General features: G+C 58.9%; 23 protein-coding genes. 13 read left to right on the top strand and 10 right to left on the bottom strand.

Annotated features, from left to right (window positions below):
* Positions 1-121 precede the first annotated feature (121 nt).
* Positions 122-1,069 (bottom strand): NAD-dependent epimerase/dehydratase family protein, encoded by a 948-nt coding sequence (locus N2245_RS11130; protein ID WP_494536809.1) that lies wholly within the window; start codon positions 1,067-1,069, stop codon positions 122-124.
* 155 nt (positions 1,070-1,224) lie between these two features.
* On the opposite strand from N2245_RS11130, the gene N2245_RS11125 reads away from it, so the two are divergent.
* The gene (locus N2245_RS11125) at positions 1,225-1,914 is read left to right on the top strand and encodes a diguanylate cyclase domain-containing protein (RefSeq protein ID WP_494536807.1); all 690 of its coding nucleotides are present in this window, start codon (positions 1,225-1,227) and stop codon (positions 1,912-1,914) included.
* A gap of 207 nt (positions 1,915-2,121) precedes the next feature.
* Here N2245_RS11125 and N2245_RS11120 read toward each other — a convergent pair whose 3' ends face one another.
* Positions 2,122-3,240 carry a replication protein gene (locus tag N2245_RS11120; RefSeq protein ID WP_494536806.1) on the bottom strand — a complete coding sequence of 373 codons (1,119 nt, stop codon included), beginning with the start codon at positions 3,238-3,240 and terminating at the stop codon, positions 2,122-2,124.
* A gap of 322 nt (positions 3,241-3,562) precedes the next feature.
* Entirely contained in the window at positions 3,563-4,108 is a 546-nt protein-coding gene (locus N2245_RS11115; RefSeq protein ID WP_494536805.1) for a TetR/AcrR family transcriptional regulator, read from the bottom strand.
* Positions 4,109-4,335: 227 nt separating this feature from the next.
* Between N2245_RS11115 and N2245_RS11110 the strand changes: the two genes are divergently transcribed.
* The gene (locus N2245_RS11110) at positions 4,336-4,803 is read left to right on the top strand and encodes a PCYCGC motif-containing (lipo)protein (RefSeq protein ID WP_494536808.1); all 468 of its coding nucleotides are present in this window, start codon (positions 4,336-4,338) and stop codon (positions 4,801-4,803) included.
* Between the two features lie 488 nt (positions 4,804-5,291).
* Here the strand turns inward: N2245_RS11110 and N2245_RS11105 are convergent, their stop codons facing one another.
* The 3 genes from N2245_RS11105 to N2245_RS11095 form a co-directional block, all read right to left on the bottom strand.
* On the bottom strand, positions 5,292-5,528 hold the full coding sequence (locus N2245_RS11105; protein WP_494536804.1) for a hypothetical protein: 237 nt from the start codon (positions 5,526-5,528) through the stop codon (positions 5,292-5,294).
* A 706-nt stretch (positions 5,529-6,234) separates the two neighbouring features.
* The gene (locus N2245_RS11100; protein WP_494536803.1) at positions 6,235-6,552 is read right to left on the bottom strand and encodes a hypothetical protein; all 318 of its coding nucleotides are present in this window, start codon (positions 6,550-6,552) and stop codon (positions 6,235-6,237) included.
* Positions 6,515-8,095 (bottom strand): Rieske 2Fe-2S domain-containing protein, encoded by a 1,581-nt coding sequence (locus N2245_RS11095; RefSeq protein WP_494536802.1) that lies wholly within the window; start codon positions 8,093-8,095, stop codon positions 6,515-6,517. Before N2245_RS11095 ends, N2245_RS11100 begins: the two co-directional genes overlap by 38 nt.
* Positions 8,096-8,241: 146 nt before the next feature.
* On the opposite strand from N2245_RS11095, the gene N2245_RS11090 reads away from it, so the two are divergent.
* The 10 genes from N2245_RS11090 to N2245_RS11045 all read left to right on the top strand — a co-directional run bounded on the left by N2245_RS11090 (position 8,242) and on the right by N2245_RS11045 (position 18,746).
* Complete coding sequence (locus N2245_RS11090) at positions 8,242-8,880, top strand: MarC family protein (RefSeq protein ID WP_494536801.1); 639 nt, start codon at positions 8,242-8,244, stop codon at positions 8,878-8,880.
* Positions 8,881-8,990: 110 nt separating this feature from the next.
* Positions 8,991-9,797 (top strand): ParA family protein, encoded by an 807-nt coding sequence (locus N2245_RS11085; protein ID WP_494536800.1) that lies wholly within the window; start codon positions 8,991-8,993, stop codon positions 9,795-9,797.
* A complete protein-coding gene (locus tag N2245_RS11080) occupies positions 9,790-10,806 on the top strand; it encodes a hypothetical protein (protein ID WP_494536799.1) in 1,017 nt (338 codons plus the stop codon). The genes N2245_RS11085 and N2245_RS11080 overlap by 8 nt, the downstream gene beginning before the upstream one ends.
* Positions 10,807-10,905: 99 nt before the next feature.
* Positions 10,906-12,237 carry a helix-turn-helix domain-containing protein gene (locus N2245_RS11075; protein WP_494536798.1) on the top strand — a complete coding sequence of 444 codons (1,332 nt, stop codon included), beginning with the start codon at positions 10,906-10,908 and terminating at the stop codon, positions 12,235-12,237.
* 342 nt (positions 12,238-12,579) lie between these two features.
* On the top strand, positions 12,580-13,218 hold the full coding sequence (locus tag N2245_RS11070) for a TetR/AcrR family transcriptional regulator (RefSeq protein ID WP_494536797.1): 639 nt from the start codon (positions 12,580-12,582) through the stop codon (positions 13,216-13,218).
* The gene (locus tag N2245_RS11065; protein WP_494536796.1) at positions 13,205-14,122 is read left to right on the top strand and encodes an ABC transporter ATP-binding protein; all 918 of its coding nucleotides are present in this window, start codon (positions 13,205-13,207) and stop codon (positions 14,120-14,122) included. The genes N2245_RS11070 and N2245_RS11065 overlap by 14 nt, the downstream gene beginning before the upstream one ends.
* Before the next feature lie 306 nt (positions 14,123-14,428).
* Positions 14,429-15,175, top strand: coding sequence for an ABC transporter permease (locus N2245_RS11060; protein ID WP_494536795.1), 747 nt, complete (start codon positions 14,429-14,431; stop codon positions 15,173-15,175).
* 100 nt (positions 15,176-15,275) lie between these two features.
* Complete coding sequence (locus N2245_RS11055) at positions 15,276-16,277, top strand: SRPBCC family protein (RefSeq protein WP_494536794.1); 1,002 nt, start codon at positions 15,276-15,278, stop codon at positions 16,275-16,277.
* A 436-nt stretch (positions 16,278-16,713) separates the two neighbouring features.
* Positions 16,714-17,472 carry a C39 family peptidase gene (locus N2245_RS11050; protein ID WP_494536793.1) on the top strand — a complete coding sequence of 253 codons (759 nt, stop codon included), beginning with the start codon at positions 16,714-16,716 and terminating at the stop codon, positions 17,470-17,472.
* Positions 17,473-17,480: 8 nt separating this feature from the next.
* Positions 17,481-18,746, top strand: a complete 1,266-nt coding sequence (locus tag N2245_RS11045; protein WP_494536792.1) for a TolB-like translocation protein — start codon at positions 17,481-17,483, stop codon at positions 18,744-18,746.
* Between the two features lie 98 nt (positions 18,747-18,844).
* Here the strand turns inward: N2245_RS11045 and N2245_RS11040 are convergent, their stop codons facing one another.
* Positions 18,845-20,032 (bottom strand): alkaline phosphatase family protein, encoded by a 1,188-nt coding sequence (locus N2245_RS11040; protein WP_494536791.1) that lies wholly within the window; start codon positions 20,030-20,032, stop codon positions 18,845-18,847.
* 267 nt (positions 20,033-20,299) lie between these two features.
* On the opposite strand from N2245_RS11040, the gene N2245_RS11035 reads away from it, so the two are divergent.
* Entirely contained in the window at positions 20,300-22,228 is a 1,929-nt protein-coding gene (locus tag N2245_RS11035; protein ID WP_494536790.1) for a LamG-like jellyroll fold domain-containing protein, read from the top strand.
* 175 nt (positions 22,229-22,403) lie between these two features.
* Here N2245_RS11035 and N2245_RS11030 read toward each other — a convergent pair whose 3' ends face one another.
* From N2245_RS11030 to N2245_RS11020, 3 genes are all read right to left on the bottom strand, one after another.
* A complete protein-coding gene (locus N2245_RS11030; protein ID WP_494536789.1) occupies positions 22,404-23,207 on the bottom strand; it encodes a DNA methyltransferase in 804 nt (267 codons plus the stop codon).
* A 304-nt stretch (positions 23,208-23,511) separates the two neighbouring features.
* Complete coding sequence (locus N2245_RS11025) at positions 23,512-25,641, bottom strand: ATP-binding protein (RefSeq protein ID WP_494536788.1); 2,130 nt, start codon at positions 25,639-25,641, stop codon at positions 23,512-23,514.
* A 15-nt stretch (positions 25,642-25,656) separates the two neighbouring features.
* Positions 25,657-26,814, bottom strand: coding sequence for a hypothetical protein (locus N2245_RS11020; RefSeq protein WP_494536787.1), 1,158 nt, complete (start codon positions 26,812-26,814; stop codon positions 25,657-25,659).
* Positions 26,815-26,834: the final 20 nt, after the last annotated feature.

Raw genomic sequence — 26,834 nt, 5'->3', positions numbered from 1 at the left:
CTTGAGCTCCTGGTAGTTGGGACCACTGGGTATCTTGGCCTTGATCCAGCTGGGCTTGGGCAGCTCACAGGCAGGACTACCATCGCTCATGTGCTCTACGTCCGGCTTCATGCGATCCCCTCTAGGCGGCCCTGGCCACCAACAGTTGTTGCAGCCATGCGGCCTCCAGCTCGAGCCCGGTCTTGATGTCCACCTTGGGCTCGTAGCCCAGTAACCGCGACGCCAGGGTGATATCTGCCGACGTGTGGCGGACGTCGCCCTTCTGGGGAGGCAGGTGCTCCACCACAAGCTCCATCTGCAAGATCTCTCCCAGCATCTGCAGCACCTCGTTCACGGTAACCCTACTACCACCCCCCACGTTCAGGGCCACGCCTGAGGCCTCGCACTGGCCGGCAGAGATGTTGGCTTCCACGGCATCCTCTACGAAGGTGAAGTCCCGAGTCTGGTTGCCGTCCCCATAGACCTGGATTGGCCTGCCCTGTAGGGCAGCCAATATGAACTTATGGAATGCCATGTCGGGACGCTGGCCGGGGCCGTACACTGTAAAGTACCTGAGGGCTATGGTGGGCACGCCGTAGTTCTTCCAATATAGGTATGTGAGCTGCTCGGCAGCAAGCTTGGTCACACCATAGGGGGAGACGGGCCTGGGCACCACATCCTCACTGGTTGGGTAGCACTCCGCATCCCCGTATATGGATGAGGAGGAAGCATACACGAACTTTCGCAGCCGGGAGGCCTTCGCCGCCTCGAGCAGCCTTTGGGTAGCCAAGACGTTGTGCCTGATGTAAGATTCAAATTGCGTGCCCCAGCTAGCGCGCACCCCAGCCTGTGCAGCTTGGTGGTAAACTATCTCAACACCATCCAACAAGGGACGCAGGTCGGCCGTAGCCAGGTCCAGCTCGAGCAGAGTGAAGTTGGGGTCAGGCAGCAGGTCGGCTACGTTGGCCTCCTTGATGGCCCGCGGGTAGTAGGGGGTGAAGCAGTCCACGCCCACAACCTCATGACCATCAGCGAGCAGCCGCCTGCACAGGTGGGAGCCGATGAAGCCAGCACAACCGGTAACGAGCACGCGCAAAGCTGTACCTCCAGGTAAGTACTATCTATATTTTCCTAACGGGGAGTATTTATGATGTATGCGGAAGGTTGAGAAAGCATCTAGAGGCATCCACAAATAATCCACTAATGCAAAACAAGATCATAAGGGGTATCATTTAGGTTATGGACATGAGCAAGGATTTGAGAAACCTTAGAGAGTTGGTACTTGGCAAGACCCCATCGGAAAGCGCCCGCACGCTCATGGCGGCCCTGTCGCTTGCGGGCTGCGCGCTCCTGTGGAGGGACAACCTCAAGCTCCGTCGGGAGGTGCAGAGCCTAAGGGAGTCCGAGCACATCCTGGAGCACCAGGCGCTGCACGACCCCCTGACGGACCTGCCCAACAGGGCGATGTTCATGGACAGCCTCAACAGAGCGCTCTCGCACGGCCGCAGGCATGGTCACCCCGTTGGCATCCTCTTTCTCGACCTCAACGGCTTCAAGCAGGTCAACGACATGTACGGTCACGAGACCGGAGACCAAGTACTGAGGGTGGCTGCGGAGAGGCTGAGGCTGTCGGTGCGCCCAGAGGACATGGTCTCTCGGTACGGTGGCGATGAGTTCGCTATTCTCCTCAGCGACATCACGAGCGAGGAGCAGCTGGCGGAGATCTCCCAGAGGCTGGTGCGCAGGCTCAGCGCCCCCATCAGGCTCCACGATCGGGACGTGGCTCTGAGCGCAAGCATAGGCTACGCCCTGGGCTCGCCCACGGAGGTTTCCGCCGAGGAGCTTGTGCGTCGGGCCGACCTGCACATGTACCGTGAGAAGGTGCAAGACAGGGAGCACAACCTCGAGAACGGCTTCTGGGCGGTGGGCGACTAGGGCAGACCAACCAGCAGGAGAGTACCACGACCACAACAGGGATGCTTTGGGATGCCTCCCTGTTGGCGTATCTTGCACATGGATATGCTAGCTTGCAAGCTTGCAATATAGCAAAGGGCGTGAATCCCGACCCAAACCCAAGCAGGTTCAACGCCTCAGCAGTTGCCATCTTGAGGGATCGGTCGCGGAGCACCGCAAGGCTAGCTCCTAGGCCGTGAACTCCACCCTCACCCTTCTGCCCAGCAGCATCGCGAGCACCGTCTCCACGGCCACCACATGCTCAGGCTTGATCTGGGTACGGTGCCAGGGCTCGGCCAGCAGGACGCATATCCGATCGCCCTCCATGGAGAGGATGCGAGCCTTCGAGAACAGCATGTTGCACGTTGGTCGACCAAGATGTTGCGCCAGCAGGTCCTTCGCCCTGGACCAAAGCGCATCGTACTCGCTCCCCTCAGGAGCAACACTCTGAGTCCCTGACTGCTTGGGTGCGCTGGGGTCTTCTTCAGAGGCTCCTCCTTCCCTAGAGGTATCCTGGACGTACCCACCGGGTGCCCCCCAGGCATCCCTGATGGACTTCACCAGCACTGCAGCTGGATCCTTTGGATGTCGGTAGGGCAACATCTCTATCTGGCGGGCTATATGTTCAGCATCAAATTCCTCCACAAGCTCCTGGGCTACAGAGGTAGAGACCCCGTGTTTGACAAGCTCGGATAAGAGCCTTAATTCTTCTGCTGTTTTTTGTTTAGCTGTGTCTTGTACTGTTTGTTGTGGGTATGCTGGGGCATACCCGTTTGGCCCCTCCTGGCGTACCCCCCTATCGTGGTCATCCACACTCCGGGGTACGTCCCTTTGGATGCCCGGGTGTGCCTGAGTGGACGTAGGGGTATGCTCTTCCGTACTCCGGGGTATGCTAGAGTACACTCCCTGTGGGTGATCCTGCCTTAGGTTGAGGCTGTACACCGTGGGCTTGGAGCCTGTGAGGGGATCGCGCTGCTGTTGAGCTACTATAAGGTTCTTCTCGCGAAGGGATCTCAGGGCCTCAAGCACCGTGGCCCTCTTGAGGCCCGTGCCGAGATCGAGCCTTCTGCCGTCGCGAGTGACTATGCCGTTGCACAGCTGCTCGATGCTGATGGCGTCGGCCTCCTTCTTGAAGCCGAAAGTTCTTCTGATTATGTAAAGCAATACCTTGAGCTCGGCTCCGGTCAGATAGGGCATGATCCAGTCGAACACCGCATCGGGTGTCTGAGTGTAGGTAGGGGCGCTTATTCCCTCGAACCTGGACCAATCGATCTCCGGCAGGCCGTTGTTGTCTTGTTTCTTAGGCATCTGACCCCCTTAGTGCACTCCTAGCGATTACTCCACTACACAATAGATGTTACCATTTGGGCGCTTGTGGGCCAGCGGAGCTTGACAGGCTTAAATCTTTAATTACTTAAGGATGATCGCAAGCTGGGCAGCCATCGTGGAGCGCCCCCATCAAGTCCTTGCGCTAGCCCCAACCATTCCTCTGCGCCAGATAACCCCGACATATGCACGATATAACCCCGATATGCTCACAATATAACCCCGACAAGAAGCTATTACTAATAATTATTACCAGCGTTCGGGGCTCGCGAGCATCACCGTCTGCTGGTTTCATGTGAAACTGCTATGATCTGCGAGAGAGCGCTGCAAGGGCCTTTGCCGCTCCTGGCAGGGTTGACGGTCTTGCGCCCAGTCCCAGTGTGGATGCCAACCATGCGCCGTAGGCAGCGTATATGGCTAGCCTTGATGCTCCAGGGAGCTGCCCGCTGGTGGATAGCTTCTGCTCCCACTCCTGCAGCCAATCCCTGACCAGCTCCAGCAGTTCTGGGGCGTTGGCCGCTGCGGCCAGCAGGGCGACGGAGCGTTCTCTATGTGCCGGCTCTGCCGCAGCAAAGAGCGCGTCAACATAGGCCTCTAGCAGGCTCTCGGGGTCGGCGCTGTTGGGGGTCCTGCTGATTATGTCCTCTGCCAGCTCCTCGAGCATGGCCCGGAGCATGGCCTCTATCAGGACCTCCTTCGTGGGAAAGTGGTACAGCAGGCTGCCCTTGCTCACCCCCGCCTGCTGCACCACGGCATCCAGCGTGAGCTTGTGGGCGCCCTCGCGTAGGACGAACTCCTTGGCTGCGCTCAGTATCTTGTGACGAGTGCGCTCCGCCTTGGTGCTCCTCATGCCCCAAATTATAGTCCGTCTGGACTGTTTATTCAACGGTTATAAGGCAATTGATTAGTCTAATTAGACTGTTAGGCCGCATAATAGTCTGCTTAGACTGTTTGTGGGTAAGCTTGCAGGACTAGCCCGGGGCTGGTAGCCTTAAGTGTTACTAGTTGGCTCAACTGGTTGGACTTGGCTTTGTGGGTGTTGAAGTGAGGGTAAACAGAAGGCAAGCTATAAAGCTGATGCTGTTGGGTGCTGCGGGTTTGGGGCTGGCAGCATGTGGAGGCGGTGGCCAGAAGGATTTCTCCTCGCGCTTTGCGGCCTATCAGCCTGCCAACGAGCCCAACGGCGATCTCTCCAAGGTGGTGTGGCCCGACTTCGTGCTCGCAGCGGGGCCCGAGGTCCGCAAGCTGTATGAGTTCCAGGTGCAGCACGGGGAGATCATGCGCTACATGCCGTGCTTCTGTGGCTGTGGGCAGTCGGACGGTCACATGAACAACCGCGACTGCTACATCCAGGCGGTTAACCCTGATGGTACAGTAGTGTTCGATAGCATGGCACCTACCTGAGGGGTGTGCTTAGAGGTCACGCGTGACGTGATGCAGATGCTTGATCAGGGCATGACTCCCAGGCAGATACGCCTGGCGATAGATAACAAGTTCGCTTCGCAGATCGACCTAGCCACTCCAACTCCCTACCCTCCTCAGTAGGGCCTCTGAATCTTCTGGGTTGGGGAAGATCGGTGGAGGTTCCTCTTTGGGAAGGGGCTGGTCATGCCTTGGCCTCAGGTACCTTTGCCCTTGCTCGCAGTTGCAGGGGATATCTCCTCCGATGATGCCATGATCCAGGCATATTGGGCACTCGTACACCACACACCTCCTCTTTTCCCTCCTACAACTATAGGCCTTGGGGGTTGAGAAGGGTACTCTCCGGAAGTGTAGTTTTAGTTGGTGTTGCTTTTAGGTGCTGGAGGAACACCCTAACGCTCGTGCGACAAAATCGTTTGAGAAAGCCGCGTTAGGTGGAGCACTTGCCCCCACTACACCCAAAAGGTGCATCAGGCGCTGGAAGAGATACTGCCGTAGGGAGTGCGAAGCCTTGCAGGAGGTATGAGCTTTTGGCCCTCTTTCTGGCGCATGTAGGTTGATATCGACCCTGTTTTCTAGCTCTGGGCGGATGTATCGCTACTCTGGGGGATTTATGCGAGTGCTGCTATCATATAGATCACTGCCCATGCTGCGTGCAGGTAGGGCTCATAGGCATTCCTACCCGGCTTGGAGCATCCTGCACGGTGCCTCTGGGTAAGAGCGAGACTCCCCTCTTGCAGATGCTTTCGCCCAAGATGATCTGCGGTGCCGCGAGATCGCGGGCCGTCCTCTTCCTGGCGACGAGCAACTTCTATATCCCAGAGGGTTATGAGGACACCGCTCGGCACCTCGCCTACTCATCGAGGGGTGCGCAAGCTTCGGCGCGTACCGGCTGGGGGTAGTTGTAGTTCCTCCGTTGGTGTGGGACCGCCATGGCGGGGCCGTGGGGGCTTGCCGGTCTGCTAGCTGCATAATAAAGTGCAGCATCCTGCTAAGGGGTTGTTAGCTTGCGGGCGGTAGCGAAGGTGTTGCTGTAGCCGGCGGGGGACTTGTACGCTTTGAGGCTTTATGTAGGGTGCCGAGCTTGCTGCATGTCTCCCTACAGAGAGGGCTGCAAGCTTGCGCCGTGTTTATCCACTAAGGTGGGTGGATGCGGCACACCCGAGGGACTCGCCGGGATATAGTGGTCGAGAAAGGAGAACGGCGCACTGTTCCCTTGGCTCAGGCTCGGAGCTCTGGGCGTCTTGCTGAGCGAGCCTTAACCCCCGTCATACAGCTATTGGATGACAACCCTCCCAGCTCTGTGGTTGTGCCGTGCGCCGCTCCCGCGCTGCTTACGGAGCGGCGTGAACGGGCGGGATGCCCCTGGTGCGGTGGGCGCGAGGATCGAGCCCTGCAACACTGCTATGGGCGCTTGTCACCCTGAGCGCTGGAAGTGCTGGGTATTCACTCCAGCTATGAACTCCCTAGCTACGGCTTGGTTGGCCCTATCTTTGGGGCAAGCTCACGACGTGCTTGATGTAGGTCTAGAGCCCGGGATGGCCGATCTTCCTGCTATGGGTTGGCAAGCAGCGCCTGTACGGTCTCCGATGCGTGCCAGTAGGCATCCTCTGGGGAGCTGAACGCCTGTGGTGCCGAGCTGGCTACCAGCCCGTGCTCCAGGGGAGTGCCCTCGGCGTCCACCTCCACCACGCTCCAGGTGTAGACGGTGCGGTTCTGGGAGCCATGCCTGCGGACGGTGAGCTCGAACCTGCGCTTGCCCCAGAAGGCCCGCACGGAGATGGCCGTGATCGCGTTGGGCTCCCTGAGGGGGCGTAGGGAGGCTATCACCCACTCAGCCAGCTTTATGTTCAGCTGGTCGCTGCACTCCACCCTGGGCTACCTCCTCCCTCTCGATCGGCTGTGTGAAGAGGTGTCTGTCGGGGGATGTCAGGCACCGGCCGGTCGCCAGGTCGAACTGCCAGCCGTGGAGCCTGCAGGTGAGTATGCCATCGTGCACCTCGCCGAAGCGAGTGAGGTCGGCCTTGAGGTGGGGGCATCGCCGCTGGACGAGGTACCCTTGGCACTCCCACAGCTGCTGGTCCTGCGTCTGCTCGGCGTACCAGCCCTCCGCGTACTGCAACCTCTCCTGGCTGAGGCACTTGAAGAAGTTGTATACGTACTCGTTGTAGGGGCCCTTGCGCTCGGCCTCGAACCTGCAGGAGAGGAAGAGCTCGTTGACCCAGTCCTCGTAGTGCTGGCGTACGCACTCTTCCACCAACGATCGGTCGAACGCCATGCGGTACTCCCATTCCTCGCCGTTCCACTTATAGACCTTCCGGTGCTGGAAGTCCAGCACGATGCCCTCTTCGCCCAAGTCCAGCAGCACCCGGCCGTTTATGCCCACGCAGGTCATGTCGGCCTGCTCCATCAGCGGCTCGAACCACTCGCGCAGCTCCTTCACCAGATCCAGTTCTCCCCTCCTCCAGGAGGCCTTGATGGCGTCTATCCTGGGCTGTTGCCTGGCCTTGTATGCCTCCAGGTACCGCCGCTTGTGCTCGAATATCGCCCTAACCTCGTCCTCCAGAAACGGGTGCTTCAGAGTGCAGCTTTTGGGCGATATCTCGACCGTGCTGCCTGGGACCATCAGCAGGCCGTTGTTGTGGCCGTGCTCCGCCATGTAGTCGAGGAAGGCCGCCGCATCGGGGAAAGTGTTGGTGGGATCGCGGTCGAAGTCGTTGAGGGCAAACAGGTCGTCGTCCAGAAAGCATGGCGGTCCAGCTGAGGGCACCACCCATTTGGCCTGCATGAGCTCGATGTACCGCAGCGCCCTGTCCATGCCGTTGATGCGCTTCTTGCGTCCGAGTGCCTCCTTCATCTTTGGCGGCATCTTATAGACCATGGGATACCATATGGCGCCCGAGAACTGGAGCATGTGTAGGTCGTAGGGGCCGAAGATAGCCAGCCTCTCCAGGTCCAGCGGGCGGGAATCGTTCTGGTCCAGGATGCGCACCTCTCCGTCGTCGACCATGAGGGCCGAGTCACCCAGCGGACCGTCTGTGGGCGCCACTGCGGCGGCTATCATGATCCGCAGGCCGTCGAGCTCCACGGGCTCGTAGTTCTTCGTGTGCACGAAGCGCCGAAAGCCCATCGCTTGCAGCTCTCGCTCCAGCAGGTCCAGCGGGTAGTCGGGCAGCAGCACCACGGCATCCTTGGACACATGTGACCTGAGGAACTCAGGGTCCATGTGGTCATGGTGCATGTGCGAGATATATAGGTAGTCCGGACTACCTATCGTCTCAGGGTCTATGTGCTCGTTGCTGGGAAAGGGAAACCACGAGGCGAAGTACGCCGGGTTGAACCATGGGTCGGTCAGGATGGTCCCGTGCCTGGTCTCTATAAAGAAGCCCGCATGGCCTATGCTGGTAACTCTCAACGATCCTCTCCTCGGAGCTGCAGTCTGCATGTTGTCACATACAGGATAACACTTTAGGGATCAAAAAGTTTCACTACTTAACGAACTTCCCGCTAGATCTCGGTCAGGCTGTATACTTTGTAGGATAAAGCAGGCGTTGGAGGCCCATGAACTTCTTTCTCAAGGCGTTGGTAGCGCTCTTCACCATAGTTGATCCTATAGGCATGGCGCCCATCGTGGTCGGGCTCACCGCTCACCTGAGCCCTGCTGCCAGGCGCAGGGTGGTCACCCGAGCGACGCTCATAGCCACTGGGATAGTCGCAGTGTTCGCGCTGTTCGGCAAGCCGCTGCTGGGGTTCCTGGGGATAACTCCGGAGGCTTTCAGCATTGCTGGAGGTGCCCTGCTCTTCCTGGTGTCGATCGACATGCTGTTTGGGCGGGAATCGGGCGCCAGGGAGACAGGAAGAGAGGCCCGAGAGGCCAAAACCCGCGAGGATATAAGCGTCTTCCCCTTGGCCATCCCCCTCATAGCCGGGCCCGGGACGATCACCACGGTGATCCTGCTGATGGACAGTGCCCAAGGTCACCCCTCCAGGCAGCTGGCGGTCGCTGCTGCCGTGGCGATAGTCATGTGCTGCACCTGGGTGTCGATGAGCCTGGCGTTCCCCATACAGAAGCGCATGGGCACTACCGGCACGCTCGTGCTCTCCCGGGTGTTGGGCATGCTCTTGGCCGCCATCGCCATCCAGTACATCCTCAACGGCCTAAGCTCCTTTGCCCAGTCCCTGCGAGCGTTTTTCTCCTAGGCGCGAAGTTAAAGCTATTTTACAAGCATGCTAGCATGCTTGCATTCTGTGTTGCCTGTAAGCAGACTTACATCTGACGCTCTTATTCAAAAGCAACACAGGAGGCTTGCATGACGGTGACCATGAGCGCAAGCAATGCCTCCCCTCCCCGCCAGGTCCTGGCCAGAGTGATCGCTGTGGCCAACCAGAAGGGAGGGGTCGGCAAGACCACTACGACCTTCAACCTTGGGGTAGCCCTCTCCCGGCTGGGCCACCAGGTGCTGCTGGTGGACATGGACCCACAGGCGGCGCTCACCGCGAGCACAGGGGTGCCCGTGGCGCAGCTGGAGGCCAGCATCTACGACCTCTTGCTTGATCCCAAGCTGGATCCTGATACCGTCCTGCAGCATACCCGCTCTGGGGTGGACCTGCTGCCGGCCAACATAGACCTCTCCGCGGCGGAGATCGAGCTGGTGAACATGACCCTCCGCGAGCTCATCCTGCGGGATATCCTCACGCCCCTTCGGGATCGCTACAGCTACATCCTGATAGACTGCCCACCTAGCCTGGGGCTGCTCACGATCAACGCGCTGGCCGCAGCCGATGAGGTGCTGATCCCCCTCCAGTGCGAGTACCTGGCTACTAGGGGATTGGCGCTCCTGCTGCGCACCCTGTCAAGGGTGCAGGAGAGGTTGAACCCGGGGCTGAGGATCGCAGGGATCCTTCCCACGATGTACGATGCCCGCACCCTGCACGCGCGGGAGGTGCTGGCTGAGTTGCAGGAGAACTTCCCTGGGCAAGTGTTCGACATAGTGATCAAGGATAGCGTCCGCTTGAAGGAGTCCCCTGCGGCGGGGCTCTCAGTTGTGGAGTACGACCCTTCGCATGATGCCGCACAATCTTATATGAAGCTAGCAAAGGAGATAGCCGATGCCTAGAAACCAGCGAGTATCCATCAGAGGCAAGGGCTCAGACATCTTCTTCGAGCACCTGCAGCCCCAATCGACGGAACCAGAGTCCAAGCCAGAAAGCATAGATGCTAGCAAGCTTGCTAGCATACAAGCAGTCGAGCAGGCAAGCAACCATACGGACGAGCAAGCTAGCATGCAGGCAAGCGATGATGCGCGCAAGCAAGTGGGTGTGCCTGCTGACGCCAAACCATCCCGCTACCCTGAGCTTGGCGCCGCCGGTACCCAGCAAGGGCCTGCTTCCGACCCCGCTCAGGAGGCCTCCATCGCAGACGATCCAGAAGCTGCCTCTCCTTCTTCTAGGCCTGCTGATCCTTGGCAGCAAGCTAGCACGCAGGCAAGCAAGGAAGATAGTGAGCTTGCAAGCAAGCATGCTAGCTCACAGACAAGCGAGCAATCTAACATGCAAGCGGGAGCATCAGCAGGCGAGCAAGCAAGCGCCAACGCAAGCATGCTGGCTGGCGACCGTGCTGACTTACATGCAGACCAGCGAGCAAGCAAGCATGCTAGCTTGCTGGGCCTCGACCACCCTGCGTCAGGACCTGAAAACGTGCCGGACTCGCTTGAGAGTCCAGGCGTTCGGCCCGCTAATGCCGCGGCTCAGCTAGGGGCCGTTACTGACCAGGATCAAGCTGCTATGCAAGCGAGCATGCCAGCGAGCGAGCAATTAAGTATGCAAGCAAGCTTGCAGCCTAGCAAGCCCGGCACAGACCATCTCGACGTGCTGCATAGCTTGTGGAAGGATCTCTCTGAGCCTGCCACGATCACCAACGCCTTCAGGTTCACCGAGACCGACATGCAGCTCCTCACCGATGCTACTTACTCCCTCGGGAAGGAGTTCGGCATCAAGGTCTCTAAACAGGAGGTCGTGCGCTTGGCGCTGCGTGCCCTGCTTCTGGAGTATGAACGGGAGAGGCAAGATAGCCTGCTGGCCCGATATGCGCACCGTAAGCAACAGCTGCGACGAGGTGATATCTAGCATGCTAGCAAGCTTGCATGCTAGATGCTGCGCGCCGGGGACCGGGGCTTGGCTTGATAATGGTCCGTCTCCCTCTTACCTTTTAATAATGGAGGTGCTATGAGCAGATCCGGTGAGGGTGAGAATCCCGAGAGGGTGATCAAGATGGGAGTGTCCGCTAGGGAGGTGCGTGATGCCCTGGCGCCGATGCTCAAGGACGGCCATTTGACTGTCCTCAGCGCGGCGCACTACCAGGCCCTGCGCGAGGCGCTCTACAAGAACACCTTCCGCCGGGCCGAGGGCACGCCCTGGCCGACGGCCTCTCTGGAGAAGGGCAACGCTCGCGGCCTGGCGCAGCTCCGGCCCACGGTGATCGACCAGCAGCCGCTGCTGCCGCCTGAGGAAGAGGAGGCCTGGACGAAGGCGATGTGGAGGCAGCGGGAGGAGCTCTCGGACCTCGATGCCGATGTGCTGGACGCGCTATCCGCTCTGTGGCTCTACCAGGCGCGGTCCCCACAGGACGATGCGGTAGCCGACATAGATGGCCTGCTGGCCATGAGGGGCATCAAGCCCAAGCGCAACGGCCAGGGCAGGCGAGGAGGCTACGAGCCCGAGCAGCGCGCCGAGATGCTCAAGGCGCTCTCTCACATCCAGAACCTCTGGCTGGATATGGCCGAGATCGAGGTGTACGAGGATGCTGGATCCAGCGGGCGCAGCCGTACCGTCAAGCAGACCATCCAGAGCCGTCCGTTTGTTATCACTGATCGCATGGGGCAGGTCCGTCTCGATGGGTACATGGACGTCCGCAAGTTCATCTTCCGGCCCGGGAAGGTGTTCGCCCACTTCCTGATGGGGCCGGGGCAGCAGACCGCGCTGCTGTCGGCCAAGGCGCTGAAGTACGACCCTTACAGACAGCGGTGGGAGAAGAGGCTGGCGCGCTACCTCTCCTGGCAGTGGCGCGTCAAGGCCCGCAACGCCGACTACCTTAGGCCCTACAAGGTCGAGACGCTCATCGAGGCCGTGGGCGAGCGGGTGGACACCCGCAACCCCGCTCGGACACGCGATCGCCTCGAAAAATGCCTGGACACCCTCCAGCGCGACGCGGTGATCGCCGCCTGGCAGTACGACCGCTGGGACGAGCAGCTGGCGGGTCGGAAGGGCTGGATCCTCGATTGGCTGCAGGCGACCGTCCTCATCGAGCCGCCCGACCCGGTCAAGGATACCTATCAGCCCCTAGAGCGCAGGCGCGTGCTCGAGCAGGAGCCTTTGCCCGACTCCCTGGGCGAGCGCATCAAGCGCGCCAGGAAGGCCAAGGGGCTGTCGCAGATGCAGGCTGCAGAGGAGTTGGGCATCTCCCAGGGCTACCTCAGCCTGCTGGAGCGCGGCAAGGTCAGGGAGTCGCAGCTCTCCGGCCAACTACGCTCTCGGCTAGCTTCCTGGCTGAGCTCCTGAGGGGAGAAGCCCTTGCGTCGGAGTGCCTGCAGCCTGAAGGGCTTCTAGGGCCGCGTTGGGGGTGGCCCGCTTCCTCCCAGGCAGCTAGGGCTCAACCTTCGACTGCGTATGCCCTATCTCCGGGTAGTGGTGATGGGAGCCCGAAAACTGCTTTCTTTTGGGACGTAGTGCTTAGGGGGCCTGGCATCCTCTTGGCGTCGTCGCTTGTGAAACTACGCTGAGCTCGGGGCCGTGCTTATCCCCCTGCAAGGAGTCAGGTTTGGGAGAGGGCTTGACTTTCTTGCATGTGTAAGCTAATATTTGCTTATGCAAGCAAGAAGTAAAGATAAAGGTGAAGATCGCTTGACCTTTACCGAGGCCGCCCGAAGAGCGCAGATCGTGAGGGCAGCTATAGAGGTAATAGCGGAGCTGGGCTATACCAGGGCATCGTTCGCCAGGATCGCCGAGAGGGCGGGGCTATCGAGCACTGGGCTTATCTCCTACCACTTCGCCAGCAAGGAGGAACTCATGCAGCAGATAGTATTCGAGGTGTACGCCGAGGGGGCCCGCTTCATCTTGCCTCGTATCCAGTCCAAATCCAGCGCGACCGAGATGCTGCGAGCTTACATAGAGGCTAACCTGGAGTTCATAGCCAACAACAGGGCGGCCATGGTGGCTGTAATGGAGATCGTCTCCAACCTCAGGAATCCGGACGGGAGCCCGCGCTTTGACTTGAGCTCCGACGAGCCGCAGATCAGCGGTACCGAGTGGATCCTCAAGAAAGGCCAGCAGGATGGGGAGTTCCGTCCTTTCGACACCCGTGTGATGGCTCTGGCCATCCGGGCAGCCATTGACCGCTCGGCGGCTTATCTCGCCGCACATCCGGACCTAGATTGGAGGGAATACGCTCGCCAGATGGCGTCCATCTTCGAGCATGCCGCTAGAAGCATAGACCTGCCTGGGCAGGTAAGAGATGAGGATGGTTGTGATGTCGGTCATTGAGGTCCGGAATTTACATAAGATATACCGCGGTTGTCATGCAGTCATGGATGTATCCTTCTCTGTGGAGGAGGGGGAGATATTCGGGATCGTAGGGCCCAATGGTGCCGGCAAGACCACTACGATCGAGTGCGTAGTGGGCCTTAGGAAGCCTGATAGCGGCACCGTACGCGTGCTTGGGATCAATCCCCATGAGGGTGGGAGTGAGCTGCGCCATAGAGTGGGGGGGCAGCTTCAGAAGAGCGAGCTGCCCGAGAAGCTAAGGGTGGGTGAGGCCCTGGCACTCTATAGCTCGTTCTACCGTAGGCCTGCGGATATCAACCAGCTAATGGTAGATCTGGACATCCATCAGAAAAGCCATACTCCCTTTAGCAAGCTATCCGGCGGGCAGAAGCAGCGGCTGTCTATAGCTCTAGCGTTAGTTGGTAACCCAGAGGTGGTAGTGCTGGATGAGCTGACCACTGGCCTTGACCCTCAGGCCCGGCTTGAAACCTGGCAGCTGGTCAAGAGGATCAGGGATAGGGGTGTTACCGTGCTCTTGGTCACGCACTTCATGGACGAGGTCGAGTGCCTATGTGATCGTGTCGCCGTGATCGACAGGGGCAGGGTGATCGCCTTGGATGCTCCTGCAGCCCTTATATCTCAGCTCAACCTGGCACAGTGCGTCCGGTTTAGGCCCTCCAAGCCAATAGATTTGGAGCTGCTGGAGGCTTTGCCCGAGGTCCGTAGCGTCAGTGAGCATCTGGGAGAGCTGCTGGTGCAGGGCAATGGCGACCTCCTGGGGGCCATTACGACCGCGCTAGCTAGGCAAGGCGTCGCGCCCGTGGGCCTTGTTCACGAGCGTGCGACCATGGAAGATGCGTTCATGGCTCTCACCACGCGCAGGACAGCAGATAATGTTCTGTAGGGACGAGGGCCGCTGCTCACCTCTTGGTCCTGGACCTCTAGGGGTGGTCAGAGGCTACCTGTTTGCCCTCCAGGAGCGCCCAAATCGAGACCGCTTTGGCGGCTGGGGACTCCAACATCAAGGGAGTGGGATCATGGAGCCGCTCCCGCGATCGCACTTGATCTGTCATCTAGAGCTTCGCAGTGGGTCTGGATGCCGTATGATCTACGGCCTTCCAACCAAGAGGGCTTGCTGCAAAAGCCCTCTAACATCTTTGTCGATCGTTTGCCGGCGCAGCTGGGATGCTGCATGCCAAAGGAGAGGTACATGAAGGGACTTATAAGGCTTACTTCCACGGAACTCAAACTGCTGCTGCGTGATGCCACGGCTCTGTTCGTCATCCTCGCGCTACCCATAGGATTCCTACTTATATTCGGCAGCATGGTAGCTGGAGGACCTGAGGGAAATATCCCGAGCGCTGATCCTCGTGCCAACAAGGAGTTCTTCTCTGCGATGGCCGTGTCCCTCTCATTGGGCATGCTAGCTCTGTTCACTATACCTACCTACCTGGGTACGTATCGAGAGAAGGGCATTCTGCGCCGCTTGTCCGTGACCCCTGTCAGTCCGGGATCACTGTTGGTTGCTCAGCTGTTGGTCCATGCGACGATGGCGTTGGTGGGAACGACGCTGGTGATCGCTGTCGGCGGCGTCCTGCTAGGGGTGGGTGTTCCTAGGAACTTGCTTGGCTTTCTAGTTGCCTTCTTGCTTGGTACCTCGGCGCTCTTTGCGCTCGGCCTGCTCATCGCCGCGGTAGCCCCGAGCGGTCGGGCAGCTGGAGGGATCGGGCCACTGATCTTCTTTCCACTGCTCTTCTTTGCTGGCGCGTGGATGCCCAAGGAGCGGATGCCTAAGGTGCTAGCGCGTTTCTCTGAGTTCACGCCCCTAAGCGCTACGATGGACTCCTTGCAGGCTACTTGGCAGGGTAGCCCTCTCCGGGGCCAGCAACTGGCTGTGTTGGCTGGGTTCGCCCTCATTGTCGGCCTCATCTCTGCTAAGACCTTCCGATGGGAGTGAGCTGGAATTCCTCGAGGTAAACCATTCTCCCGTAGGTGGCTTCGGGCAGGCCGAAGTTCAAAAGCTGGAATAGTAAGGTTCACTGATTGGAGTTTTGAAGATGTCTACGGATTCAGTCGACTCTATGTTGAGGGTGCTGTGGTCTCCTGAGCCTAACGCCGAGCACAGGGAGAAGCTGATGCAGTTTGCTCCTCTGATCGGCAGCTGGGACCTCGATGTTGTTTACTACGATGAGTTGGGGAGGGTTAAGCGCCGAACTCCAGGAGAATGGCACTTCGGTTGGGTGCTCGAGGGGCGCGCCGTCGAAGATGTATGGATCGTTCCCCCGATTAGGCAAAGGTCGACCAAAGGCCCTGCGCCGGGGGAATATGGCGTCACTTTGCGCTTCTACGACCCCAGGATCGATGCCTGGCGCTCTACCTGGCACGGCCCTGTGAACGGTATCGTCTGGCCCTTCCTTGCGCGCCAAGTCGGCGATGAGCTCGTCCTGGAGCGCACCCAGGAAGACGGTAGCCTTACCCGCTGGATATTCAGCGAGATAGAGCAGGAGTCCTTCCACTGGCGTGCAGTGGTATCGACCGATCAGGGGTGTACCTGGCGCTTGGAACAGGAGATGTTTGCTCGTCGCCAGCCTGAAGCCAAGGGCACATATCAGAGAGCTCTCAGGCTGTTCCCGGATATCTCAGCTAGACCTTACCAACTCACCATCCAGCGCATCATGAGCGCACCACCTGGTGCACTCTTTAAGGCCTGGACTGAGCAGTTCGACCTCTGGTTTGCGGCGCCGGGAACGCTCCTGATGAAGCCCGAGGTCAACTCAGCGTTCTTCTTCGAGGTGCATGCTGAAGGGCAGCGATACCCTCACTATGGGCGGTTCCTTCGCCTCCAACGCGACCGGCTCATCGAGCTTACATGGGTTACAGGAGAAGGAGGTACCAGGGGAGCAGAAACAGTGGTCACGGTCGAGCTTATTCCACGTGGCGAAGGCACATTGCTGCAGCTCACACACTCAGGCTTCCCAGACGCGGATTCTAGGGACCTTCACCAGCAGGCTTGGCCCGCAATACTCTCGCGGCTAGATGAGCGCATAGCGGAGAGTTGATGGATCGCGGCAGCTCAGTCCGATAGGGCTCAGCTTCCTAGGTCCCACCAGCTAGACAGATGACCGCCCGCTGGGCCCTATCAGGCCGAAGAGATGGAGCCGTAGCCCGCGGCTCCTGATTGAGTCGCCGTGAACTACCGGGTAGCTCCTAGGGGCTATTCCCGACTAATTCTCTCCACCTGGACGGTGGCCTGTAAAGAAGGAGACAACTATTGTCATAACAATAGGCTACCCAAGCTGTAAATGCATATAGGCGATTTAGTAACAAAATATTGACTATGGGTCGAGTGCTTAATATAATCTATCCTACTAGCTCGATAGTCAAAATACTCATGTAGGAGGCTAAAACTATGTGCAGGTCAATTTCTACCCCCCCCTTGTAAGGTGTTTGTCGGTTGCGTTGTTCGTGTGTGCGTTGCTGTTAGGGGTTGGTAAGATGTCGAGCGTGCATGCGGCCGGCGAGGACTTTTCGGGGGATGGAGGCAAGATAACCATCCAAGACCCGAGAGAATCCATCCAGCGCCAGGTAGCCAGTCGCAAGGAGGTGGATCTGCAGGCCGTTGGGGGAGGTGGAGGTGGAGGCTACCCTTCCAGCAAGGTGCTCAGTGGCGTGCCGGGGATCAGGCAAGTGTGCAGCAACTACTGTGGACCCGCGGCCACTCAGGAGATCCTACGCTACAAGGGTGTGAATGTAAGCCAGTACACCATAGCTGATTGGGAGGGCACAGGTGCGTGCAACAGCAGCTCGGGCACCTGCCTGGTCCCGATAAGAAACGTGCTCAACGATCGCATACCCAACCTGCCCTATGACAACTACTACGTGGCCTATCACCTCGATGACGACACCATCAACGCCACGGCGAGGGACCTTGAGCCCCGAGTGAAGTACGACGTTGCCGGCCACAACCTGCCGGTGATGGTGTTGCTGGATCCCGATGGCGAGGATGGTGATCGCTATACGCTACCAACTTGGAATGGTTTTGATTCTACCGGTCACTACATCACCATCAACGGCTATGAGGGCACATTCGATGGCACCGATGGCTCAGCGAGCCTGTACTACAGGGATACCTTCCACCTATTGCCGGATAACACCAAGCAGTTCAGCTACACCCTGCGTGGGTTTGCCTATCTCATCCGCTACAAGAACGGTGTGGGGAGCTGCTCGCCCTACAACTACGATCTGATATGGTAGGTGCTGCCATGAAAAGGCTTCTTACGGTGCTAGTAGTGTTGATGCTGGGTTGTGGGCTGGCAGCCCCTAGGGCTGGTATAGCCAAGAGCAACTCCTGCCAAGGACGCCCACCTGTAGATATCTCGAGGCTGCCCGGTGTTAGGCCATCCTCGAAGTTCCCCTCGACCGTCAAGCATATAGCCAAGGTGAAACAGGTCACCTGTGATCATATCACCTTGTGGTTGGCAGCAGGACGCTGGGACGAAAAGGCAACTTGGGGTGCTTTCGCACTCTATGAGACCGACAGCCCAGGAGATTCCGCTATCAAGCTCTATGACCTTAGATCCGAGAGAGAGTACATAATTGCCTTGGCAACACGGCGCTGGGGTGTGTTTGGCTATCCTAAGTCTGACGGCCGCTGGGTCCTCTACAGAGAGGATGTACTCAATCCCCACCCGAGCGGAGAGGGACTCCCTAGGGAGCCCAGGCTCTACGTAGTAGACCTCCTGACGGGGCAGAAGAGGCTCCTTGCTGCAAGCCATGTGGAGGGCTATCCCCAAATAGTTTCCATAGAATATGACATCTCCCAGGGCAAGGCTATATACAGGCTTGTCAAGGGTAACCCCAACGCGCCCAGTAGCGAGGTCCACATAGTCGATCTAGCAAGCGGTCGTGACCAGCTTATACGAAGCTACACCTGGCCTCGCTATGCCCAACGAGTCGCGATCGACGGCCATAGAGCGGTGTGGTCCCTGATTATGGCCCCGCATGGCAAGCAGAAGGCTGCCTTGGGGGAGGTTTACTTCTATGACCTCAGCACTGGTAGAGGAAAGTTGCTTACCACCACCGGATACGAATGGCTCCCGGATATAGGCGGCAGATACGTCGCTTGGATCAGGTCCGGCGGCTTTCTAGTCCCAGGCAGGGTGGTAGTGTATGACCTGGCTACTGGCAGGTCTAAGCTGTTGGATCAACACTGCTTAGATCCTCTGGGTAGATATAACAGAAGTCAGGCGACCTGGCCCTTCGTGGGGTTGAGAGCTGTAACCTGGGACCAGCAGTGCAACTTCCACCATGTGTACTACGATCTGCGTACAGGCAAGATAGTTATAGCAGATGCAACCGACAAGAACGGTGAAGTGTACGCTGACGGTTACAACGAGATCTGGACAAGGGTGCTCAAGGAGGAACCTAAACTCGAGAGTAGGATCGCTCTCACGATCTACAAGGGGGCGGATAGAGCTGAACTCCCGCACATGCCCAATGCGGGGGGTGGCGGAATGGCCTCACGCTAGCAGATGGCTGGGGCAGGTGATCCCGACCCAGCCATCCGAAGGTCTCAAATTGCATTGACGGCGAAAGAACACGTCACCACGAAGGCTTGCAGCTCAGGCTATCGGAAGAACTCCGCTAGGCTCCTTGCCCTGCAGGCGTTCCCCAGACAGGGCATGCCCCAGGCCTGCTCTATCGTCCTGAGCACCGAGTAGTGATCGTAGTACTTGCAGGACTCGTACCCCGCTGGTGTGCGATGGGAGATCACTATCAAGGGGACCTGCCCGCCTCCGTGCGCGGAGGTAGTGCCCTCATCCCAGGTGATGAAGATCACCGAGTTGGTCCTCTGCCAGGTGGAGGTGTTCAGTATATGCGAAGGCAGCCACCCTCTCAGCCAGGCATCGCCATGCATCTCGGAGCAGCTGTGCATGTCGTTGCACATGTTGGGCACTATCAGCTCCAGGCTGGCCGCTGAGGGGTCAAAGCGCCGGAAGTCCGTGATGTGCGAGACGCACCTGGTGGGGTTGTCGGCTACGTCCGCAAAGGAGATCGCTGGCTCGTGCGACCGCACGTACAGCCCGGGCTCATCATCGGGGTCGTGGTAGAAAGGCGCTTTCCCGCACATGAGCCTGTCGGTCCTGGGATCCTTCACCCTAAGGTTCTCAGCAAATACCCTCCAAGTCCTGCCCGAGGCCTCAAGCTGATCTCCCAGATGGGAGGAGTGGAACGTATAGTTGAGGTCGTTATGCACCCCCTGCGTGGAGCCCGACCACAGCGCTAGGTAGTTGGGCTCCGAGGGGTGGGCCACGGCGTAGTAGTTCACCGCCAGGCCGTAGTGGGCCGCCAGCGAGTTGAGGTACGGCAGCCTTGGGTTGCCGATGATGTCTCCAAAGTTCCTGTTCTCGAACACTATCAGGTACACGTGTTGGAGGTGCGGGATGTGGCCTGTGGTGACCTTTGAGGCTGCGGTAGTGGTAGTATACCCCAACACACGACCCTCAGCGTTCCTAGCTATGGCCTCGTAGCGATGCTCTCCAAAGTTACCTGCTTGATGCCAACACAAGATGAACCTGCCTATAGCATCCCGCTGCTCTGAGACCCCTACAGTTCGTCCATCCACCTTGAAGGTCACGCTGTACGTGCCTACCGGTGCCATTACCTGCAGGGGGGAGTTCTCCAGGAAAGTGCCTGCTGATGGGTTGCTCCATGTCAAGGCTCTCCCATTGCATCCCCCAAGCAGCCAGAGCACCCACGCCCCAAGACACAGGATAGAGGCCAATAGCAACCAACCTAATACGCGCCTAAACATCAAGCGTTGTCCTCGCAGCCAGCAACCATCTGATACCCTGACGCATCAGCTCTTGATGAGGTTCCAGCCCCAATAGTACTTGGGCGCATGAGATGTAGTACCTATTGACTATGGTCAACCACCTAAGGATAACTTACGATGGCATAGAACCTCTTCCCAGGAAGCTTCGGAGGATATAGCCTGAATCTCTATAAACTAATCCCGGTACTGCTTGCGCTGCTGTGCTTGCCCCTATGGAGCAGGGGGACGTCCGCGGCGTCCGGAGACGTGCTTCTTGTCATGTATGGCGGCAGCAAGAGGTACGTTGATACCCGTGGCTCGGGCTACCTACTGGGCAACGCCGAGCTCACCAGCAGGTGGGCGGTAGCGTTCGGTCGCAGGATCCTCACCTCCGTTGAGGGCAGGAACGACCCACGTCTCGGGGGATTCCCCTATGGGGTGTACGGCATCGATGAGACCGATCCTGACCGCGACATGAACTACACAGATGCAGGCGATGTTGATCCCGCAGCGCTCATGGCCGACATCGCCAGCGAGGGGGTGTATAACGTGGGGGTGTCGCTGAGCACCGGCAAGGTGGGAGTCGACAAGATCACCCGCAACCTGACCTACGCCCGTAAGTATGGCCTGAAGCTCATCGTGCGCTCGCTGGCGGTAGATCCTTCCACCGGCAAGATAGATACTACCCGCACCAGGGGGTCGCTTGGGCGCTTCCAGCAGGTCTTCAAGGAGCATCCCGAGCTGCGAGCCCAGGTATATGCCTTCATCACCTACCTGGAGCCGATGGGCAGCCGGGTGCCGCTGTCTGATCTGCAGGCTGCATACAGATTACATACATCTGTCTTTCCCAATATCCCCGTGATGGTCGTCTTCAACCAAAGGTTCAACATGGCCGATAGCAACGGCGATGGCATCAGCGATGGTGCGCTGGGTCAGCCCCTGAACCCGTATGGTCCCGGAGTGGCCGATATAGTTGCATTGGACGTCTACCCCGTGCTGCCGGACTCCTACGGCTACGACACCATCAGCCGGCAGTACGTGCATGCTCGCCGAGTGGTCGACCGAGTGGACGCTCAGACGGGCAAGCGGACGCCTATCTGGGCCTTCGCACAGGCCCACGCCCTCAACATCGATCCCAACGACCGCCCAGAGCCTCACCAGCTGTACCGTCAGGTCAACGACTGGTTGAGGGCAGGGCCTGAGGCGGGGCTTCGCGGCGTGGATGGGCTTATCTGGTATTCCTGGCACTTCACCTCTGGACGGGAGCAGTCGCACATGGATCTGGAGGATGTGCCATTCAACAGGGAGATGGCCAGGCTGATAGGCCAGCAGCTGAAGGCTAGCTATTTCATCTCTCATGATCTGCCGTATGCTCCAGAGCTGATGTTTGCGCCCGGGAGCTACCTGCGAGTGCGCAGCAGCGGGCATATAAACCTCTCTGCCGGCACCATAACCCTGGCATTGGGGCACCAATGGCCAGGCAACGACGGCCGCACGCACATCCTGATGGATACTGGTGTCTCGGCCACCCGCAACCGGCTGCGCATCGAGAAGACCTCCACCAACGTGTTACGTCTGGTCATCACCGATGGGTACGGTCGCGAGAAGTGGGTGGGGTTGAACGTGGGAGATGCCAACATGCCCGGCAAGCGCTACTGGCCGGGCTACAGCGAGATAGCGGCCACATGGAGCAACGGCGCGCTGGCGATCTACCTGGATGGAGTCCGTGGTGGGCTATCTGGGGGCAACGGCACAGGCAAGCTCTCCGGGGTGGGGGAGTACATATATCTAGGTGCCAGTCTCTCTGGAGGCAGCAGTGCTGAAGGTACTCTAACGCACGTCGCCATACGCGAAGGTGTTGCCACAGGCACAGAGGTGAGGCAGTGGACGGTAAGAGCGCCCTTGGCGGCTGCTCCTGGGAGGCCTAGCAATCTATCCCCCGCGGGGGTGACCATTAGCGATGCTACGCCTGAACTGCGCTGGGGTGGAGTTCCTGCGGCCCTGACCTACGAAGTACAGGTGTCGAGGGCTGCAAACTTTGAAACCCTGGTGCTAACGAGGGAAGTAACTGCCACCAGCTGGACGATTCCCTCTACGCAAGCGCTTGCCCGGGGCACGCAGTACTACTGGAGGGTCAGGGCGAAGGACCGCTACGGGATGGGGTCCTGGGCCACCGCGAGCTTCTACCTGAAGTAAGCGGCGATGGCGCCCTTCGTGGCGGGGGTGCCTCTGGTGCGGAACCATTCACCAGGCCGACCAAGCCATGATAGCTGTTTATATGGGCGTCAGCTGCCCAGGCTCCTGCAGACATGCACGGCGGGCACAAGGAATGTTTCGGCGGCAGAGGCTCCGCAGTGCTGACGTGGTATCTTTAGTCCTCAAGCTTTGCCCAGATATCCACCTCGTCCAGCGCCTTTGGGGAGCGCACGAAGTGGTCTGCTTGCCTCTTGCCGTTGTGCGCTGAGTAGGCCGGGAGCACTCTCTCCACGACCCAGGGGGTATATCTTAGTGAGGCCTCCAACAGCTCCGCGGGGTCGACCCTGCGGCTGTTGATCGCTCCAAACCTTATCACCAGCCGAGCGTCCTCGCGGCATACGCCGGCCACGTGCCTCCAGACCTGCCGCAGGTCGTCGGCAAACGCTTCCGGGCTTGTGTGGCTCAGCTGCCCCTCGACCCGATAGTCAGGGCTGTCGGGGCCTCCCAGGAACCAGAGCCGCAGCCATTGATCCTGCATGTAGGTTCTCATGCCCAGGTACGGAGGCGAGGTTATCACCCAGCTTACTTGGCCCATGGCCCGCACGAACCCGTAGCTGTCCGGGAGCCTGCTGTCCGCCTGGATCGCGGCCGATGCCACGGGGGGCAAGCTGTGGCCGTAGTACCTGTGAGCTCTCCTGCCTATCACCTCCAGGACCTCCACCCTGGGCGGATACATGCCTCGCCCGGTCCAGAACTGCACGGCGTAGCCCGGCTTGGGGGCGTAGGTTCTGGGGCACTGATTGGATAGATAGGAAGGCGCGGTCCTCGTGAGGGGACCATGCAGGGCTCCCAGGACGACCGCCCGCAACGCCCTTCTGGCAGGGGTGGATGCGTCCCGCAGGAGTCCCTCCCGCAGCCTGCACAGGTCATACAGCACGTCTGGGTGATAGGCTAACCTCCAGAACTCGCCCTCGGGCACGCACGCGGGCGCGGCGACCTCCTGCAGTACCTCGCGGGCCGTCGACACAACCTCATCCGGGGTGACGGCGACCAGCTTGGCCTGCGAGATCGCCACGGCCACTGGGTTGCTGTCTATGCCGGCCGCGGGCAGCCCCCTCAGGCGAGCGGCGTACAGGGTCGTGCCCCTGCCCACGAAGGGGTCGAGCACCAGCCCAGCCTCCGCGCCCGCGAGCACCGACAGGGGAAAGTCGAGCGGGAACATCGTGAAGTAGGGGCATATGGCGTTGAGGGCCCAGGGGGTCGACCTGAGCCCTGCGGCAGTGCTAGCGTGAGTCACCTTTCCCTGCCAACTGTCCCTCAGGGATCTTGAGGATACGGATGTAGGTGATTCCGTCTTGTGTCTTGTATGTGTCCCAACCCTCCCCACTTTCCCCAAACTTTGCCCTTAGGGCCTTTTTTACCAAGTTGTAGTCCATGTTCTCCATGTAGAGATGGTCCGGTATCTGTTCGCGGAAGTACTCATTCAATTTGCCCCAAGGAACCTTTCCGTACACTAGATTTCGCTGAAGTGATAGGTCGTTGCAGAATTTTTCTATCAGCAATTGCTCCAGCTTTGCTATGGGATCCTCGATGGATGCCAGGTCCGCCGCCGTCTTTGCCCCGTTCTCGCTGTACGCTGCCGTCACCTGCATTATCTCCTGTTCGAACTGGGCATTAACTTGGCTTGCAAACGTCCTCTCCGCGGGCCTATTGTAGTCGGGATCCTGCGGAGAATACATGCGCTCGAACGAGAGCACCCTGATGGGCAGCGGGTAGGACATGCCCGCCACTGAGCTCCAGAAGATGCCGTGGCCGGGGATGGGCTCGTTCAGCAGGGAGCTCAGCAGGTCATCGCTGAAGTGGGCGTTGGCCTTCTTGAGATTGATCAGGTCGGTGGCCGACAGCAGGTGGAAGATGAACCAGTTGTCTCCCTGGCTGAGGATCTCCATCGGGATGCTCCCGGGCTGCTGGGTTATGAGCACCGCTCCGAGATCGTACTTTCTGCCCTCCTTCACCCACTCTATGTAGGGGTTGATGCCCGAGATGGAGTTGTCCAACACGGACTGAGCTTCCTCTATAACCGCTATAGTGGGGATCGTCTGAGGATTGGCCTTGGTGAACTCCTCTTGGTTGTGGTTGAAGATCGTGCGCAGGATGAGGCCGGAGAGCTTCAACGACTGCTCGGAGCTCATCTGGGAGATGTCGATGATGCAGATCTTGCCCATCTTGAGGGAGTAATCGAGCTTCTCGAGGAGCAGGCTGTTGGGGTCGTGCAGCGTCCTGACGATGTTGGTCATGTTCGACCTGGCCGCGATTGCCTCAACGTCCTGGTTGCGCAGCTCCTTATCCAGCGACAGTAGGCCAGAGATCTCCTTGAGGCTGGCCTGGTTGCCATCCCTGTGGATGATGTCCACCAGCTGCTCCCATTTATCCTGAGGCATCCCCTTGAGCTTGCGGACGTTCTGCTGGTCCTGCCGGTCCGCCGACAGCGCTATGCTGATCACGTCCGCCGGGCGCAGCCGCTTGATGTTCAGCTTGATGCCTCCAGCCACGAAGGAGCCATAGAACGGGCTTGGAGCCTGCCTAGGAGTAAAGACGACTATCTTGTCCTTCAGGTCCGGCACGTCGCAAAGTCCTGGCCTGCCCTTGTCATCGGGCCAGAAGTACTCACCATCTGGGTCGAATAAGATGGTACCAACTGGTACGAGGACGTGTCCACGTTTTGCAGTGGTAGGAGTCTGCTTATAGAGCAGGCTGAAGAGGAGCTTCATCAGGTTGGACTTGCCAAAACCCGCGCGAGCGAACACAAAGGTCCTCCGCGACACGATATCTTCAATAGGGAATTTCACCAGTATCTCGGGAGATTGGATCTGCATCCAATCCTTTCTGTCCAAGTTGCTGCTGCCTTCGGCGTAGATGTACTCCCCATACGCCAGGTGACCTATTGGAGCGCCAGGGGAATTGTGCCTGGCGATCTCGCGAAGGATGTCGTCCGAGGGGAAGGCCACGGGGCTGCCCATGTGCGGCAGGCGACGGTGAGAGGCCACGAAGGTTATGCGCCCATCGCCCTGAAGCCTTATCACTCCCAGCACGCGTATGTTGACCCTGTACTTCAGATATTGTTCGCGGACGTCCTCGGGTACGCTTCTGCCATCAAAAACCGCTCTAATAGTGAACTCCTCGCCGGTACCATATGCCAGGCGCCCATCTGAGGTCATGGAGACGATCCTGCCCAGCACTGCCTCGAGCGGAGACTCAAGCTGTACCAGTACGAACTGCCCGTGCATAGGTATCCTCTGGAACCGATTTTGATAGGGCAGTACTAGGTCTGCATGGAACTCCAGGCCGCCTTCCTGAAAGCCCTTGAACACTCCTACCAGTTGCTCTTTTGGAAACAGGGTATATATCTGCATTGGTCTCTCCCGATTTTAGCGATCATAACGTCTTATCGAAGGGTCATTGTCGATAAGCCTGAATATATCCAGATCTATGGACTTGCTTCCCACGGAGTCCCTTATGCTCTTGATGATCAGGTCCTGCACCAGATGGAAGTCGAAGTCGACCAAAGCGGCGTTGTCGTGAGCTCGCTGCAGCGACAGCGGATAGAACGGTACTGGGAAGCCGTTGAGGGCGTCAGCAAGCAGGTGCCCCATGATGATGTCGGCGTCACGAGCCTGCGACTGCAGGATGTCAACCGGCCACACGGGATCGTAGGGGTGATTGCCGAACTTGGCGAAGAACATCTTCCCGGCAACGAACTTGTTCACCTCGCCGCCTTCAATGCCGGCGTCATCTCCCCGAGCGTACTCGCTCCACTTGTAGGTCTTCATCTCCAGCTCCCTGGGCACCTCCACGTAGCTCGGGAAACGATCGGTGAGTACTCCCTCCAGCCACATGACCAGCCGGTAGCGGTCCAGCACCTTGCTGCGCTTGGCAAGCCCCACTAGGTAGATCCTCCTCCTGTTCTGTCGGTACGCTTGGTCTATCGCCTCCTGTAAGCCTTGTATGTACTTGCGGGTGAAGAGGTCTCCGGCAAACACTTTGCTGCGCAGCAGGCCATCGAAGATCACCAAGGTGTCGGAGCCAAAATTATAGTTTCTTACTATCGAGAACAGGATGGCCCACTCCATGAGCTCCCGGTAGACCTGAATCCAGCTGGGAGAGACAAACTCAAGCTTGCCAGGACGAGGCATCATGGGGCTAAGATCAGACAGGCTATCTACTCCCAGATACCGCATCATCTCCCCGAGAGGGCTTGGCTTCTCGTCCCCAGGGGGTAGATGCCTTGCGTTCAGCTCATTGATATCTATGTTCGGGGTGACAGCCTCCAGACAGTACTCGTTGTTGTTCGAGTCCACTACACGGATGATCTGTATCATGTACGGGTCGAATCTAATGGCGTTGTTCCCACCATCCGTTCCCACTACGGATATCGAAGTGGTGGTCCGCGGCGTGATGGGGCGGACTCGGTTCCTCAGAGGCTGTACCTCCGCCGTCAACTGCCTGATCATCTCCTGGTCAGATATGATGCAATCCCGGATATAGCTCGAGAGTTTGCTGTAATATAACTCGTCAAGAATAGACATTAGCTTTTCTCAACAATCGT

It is taken from the genome of Thermobaculum sp. T2p (genome assembly GCF_059335935.1).
Note: the sequence above shows the minus strand (reverse complement) of the source record. Positions and strands in the feature narration are given on the sequence as shown.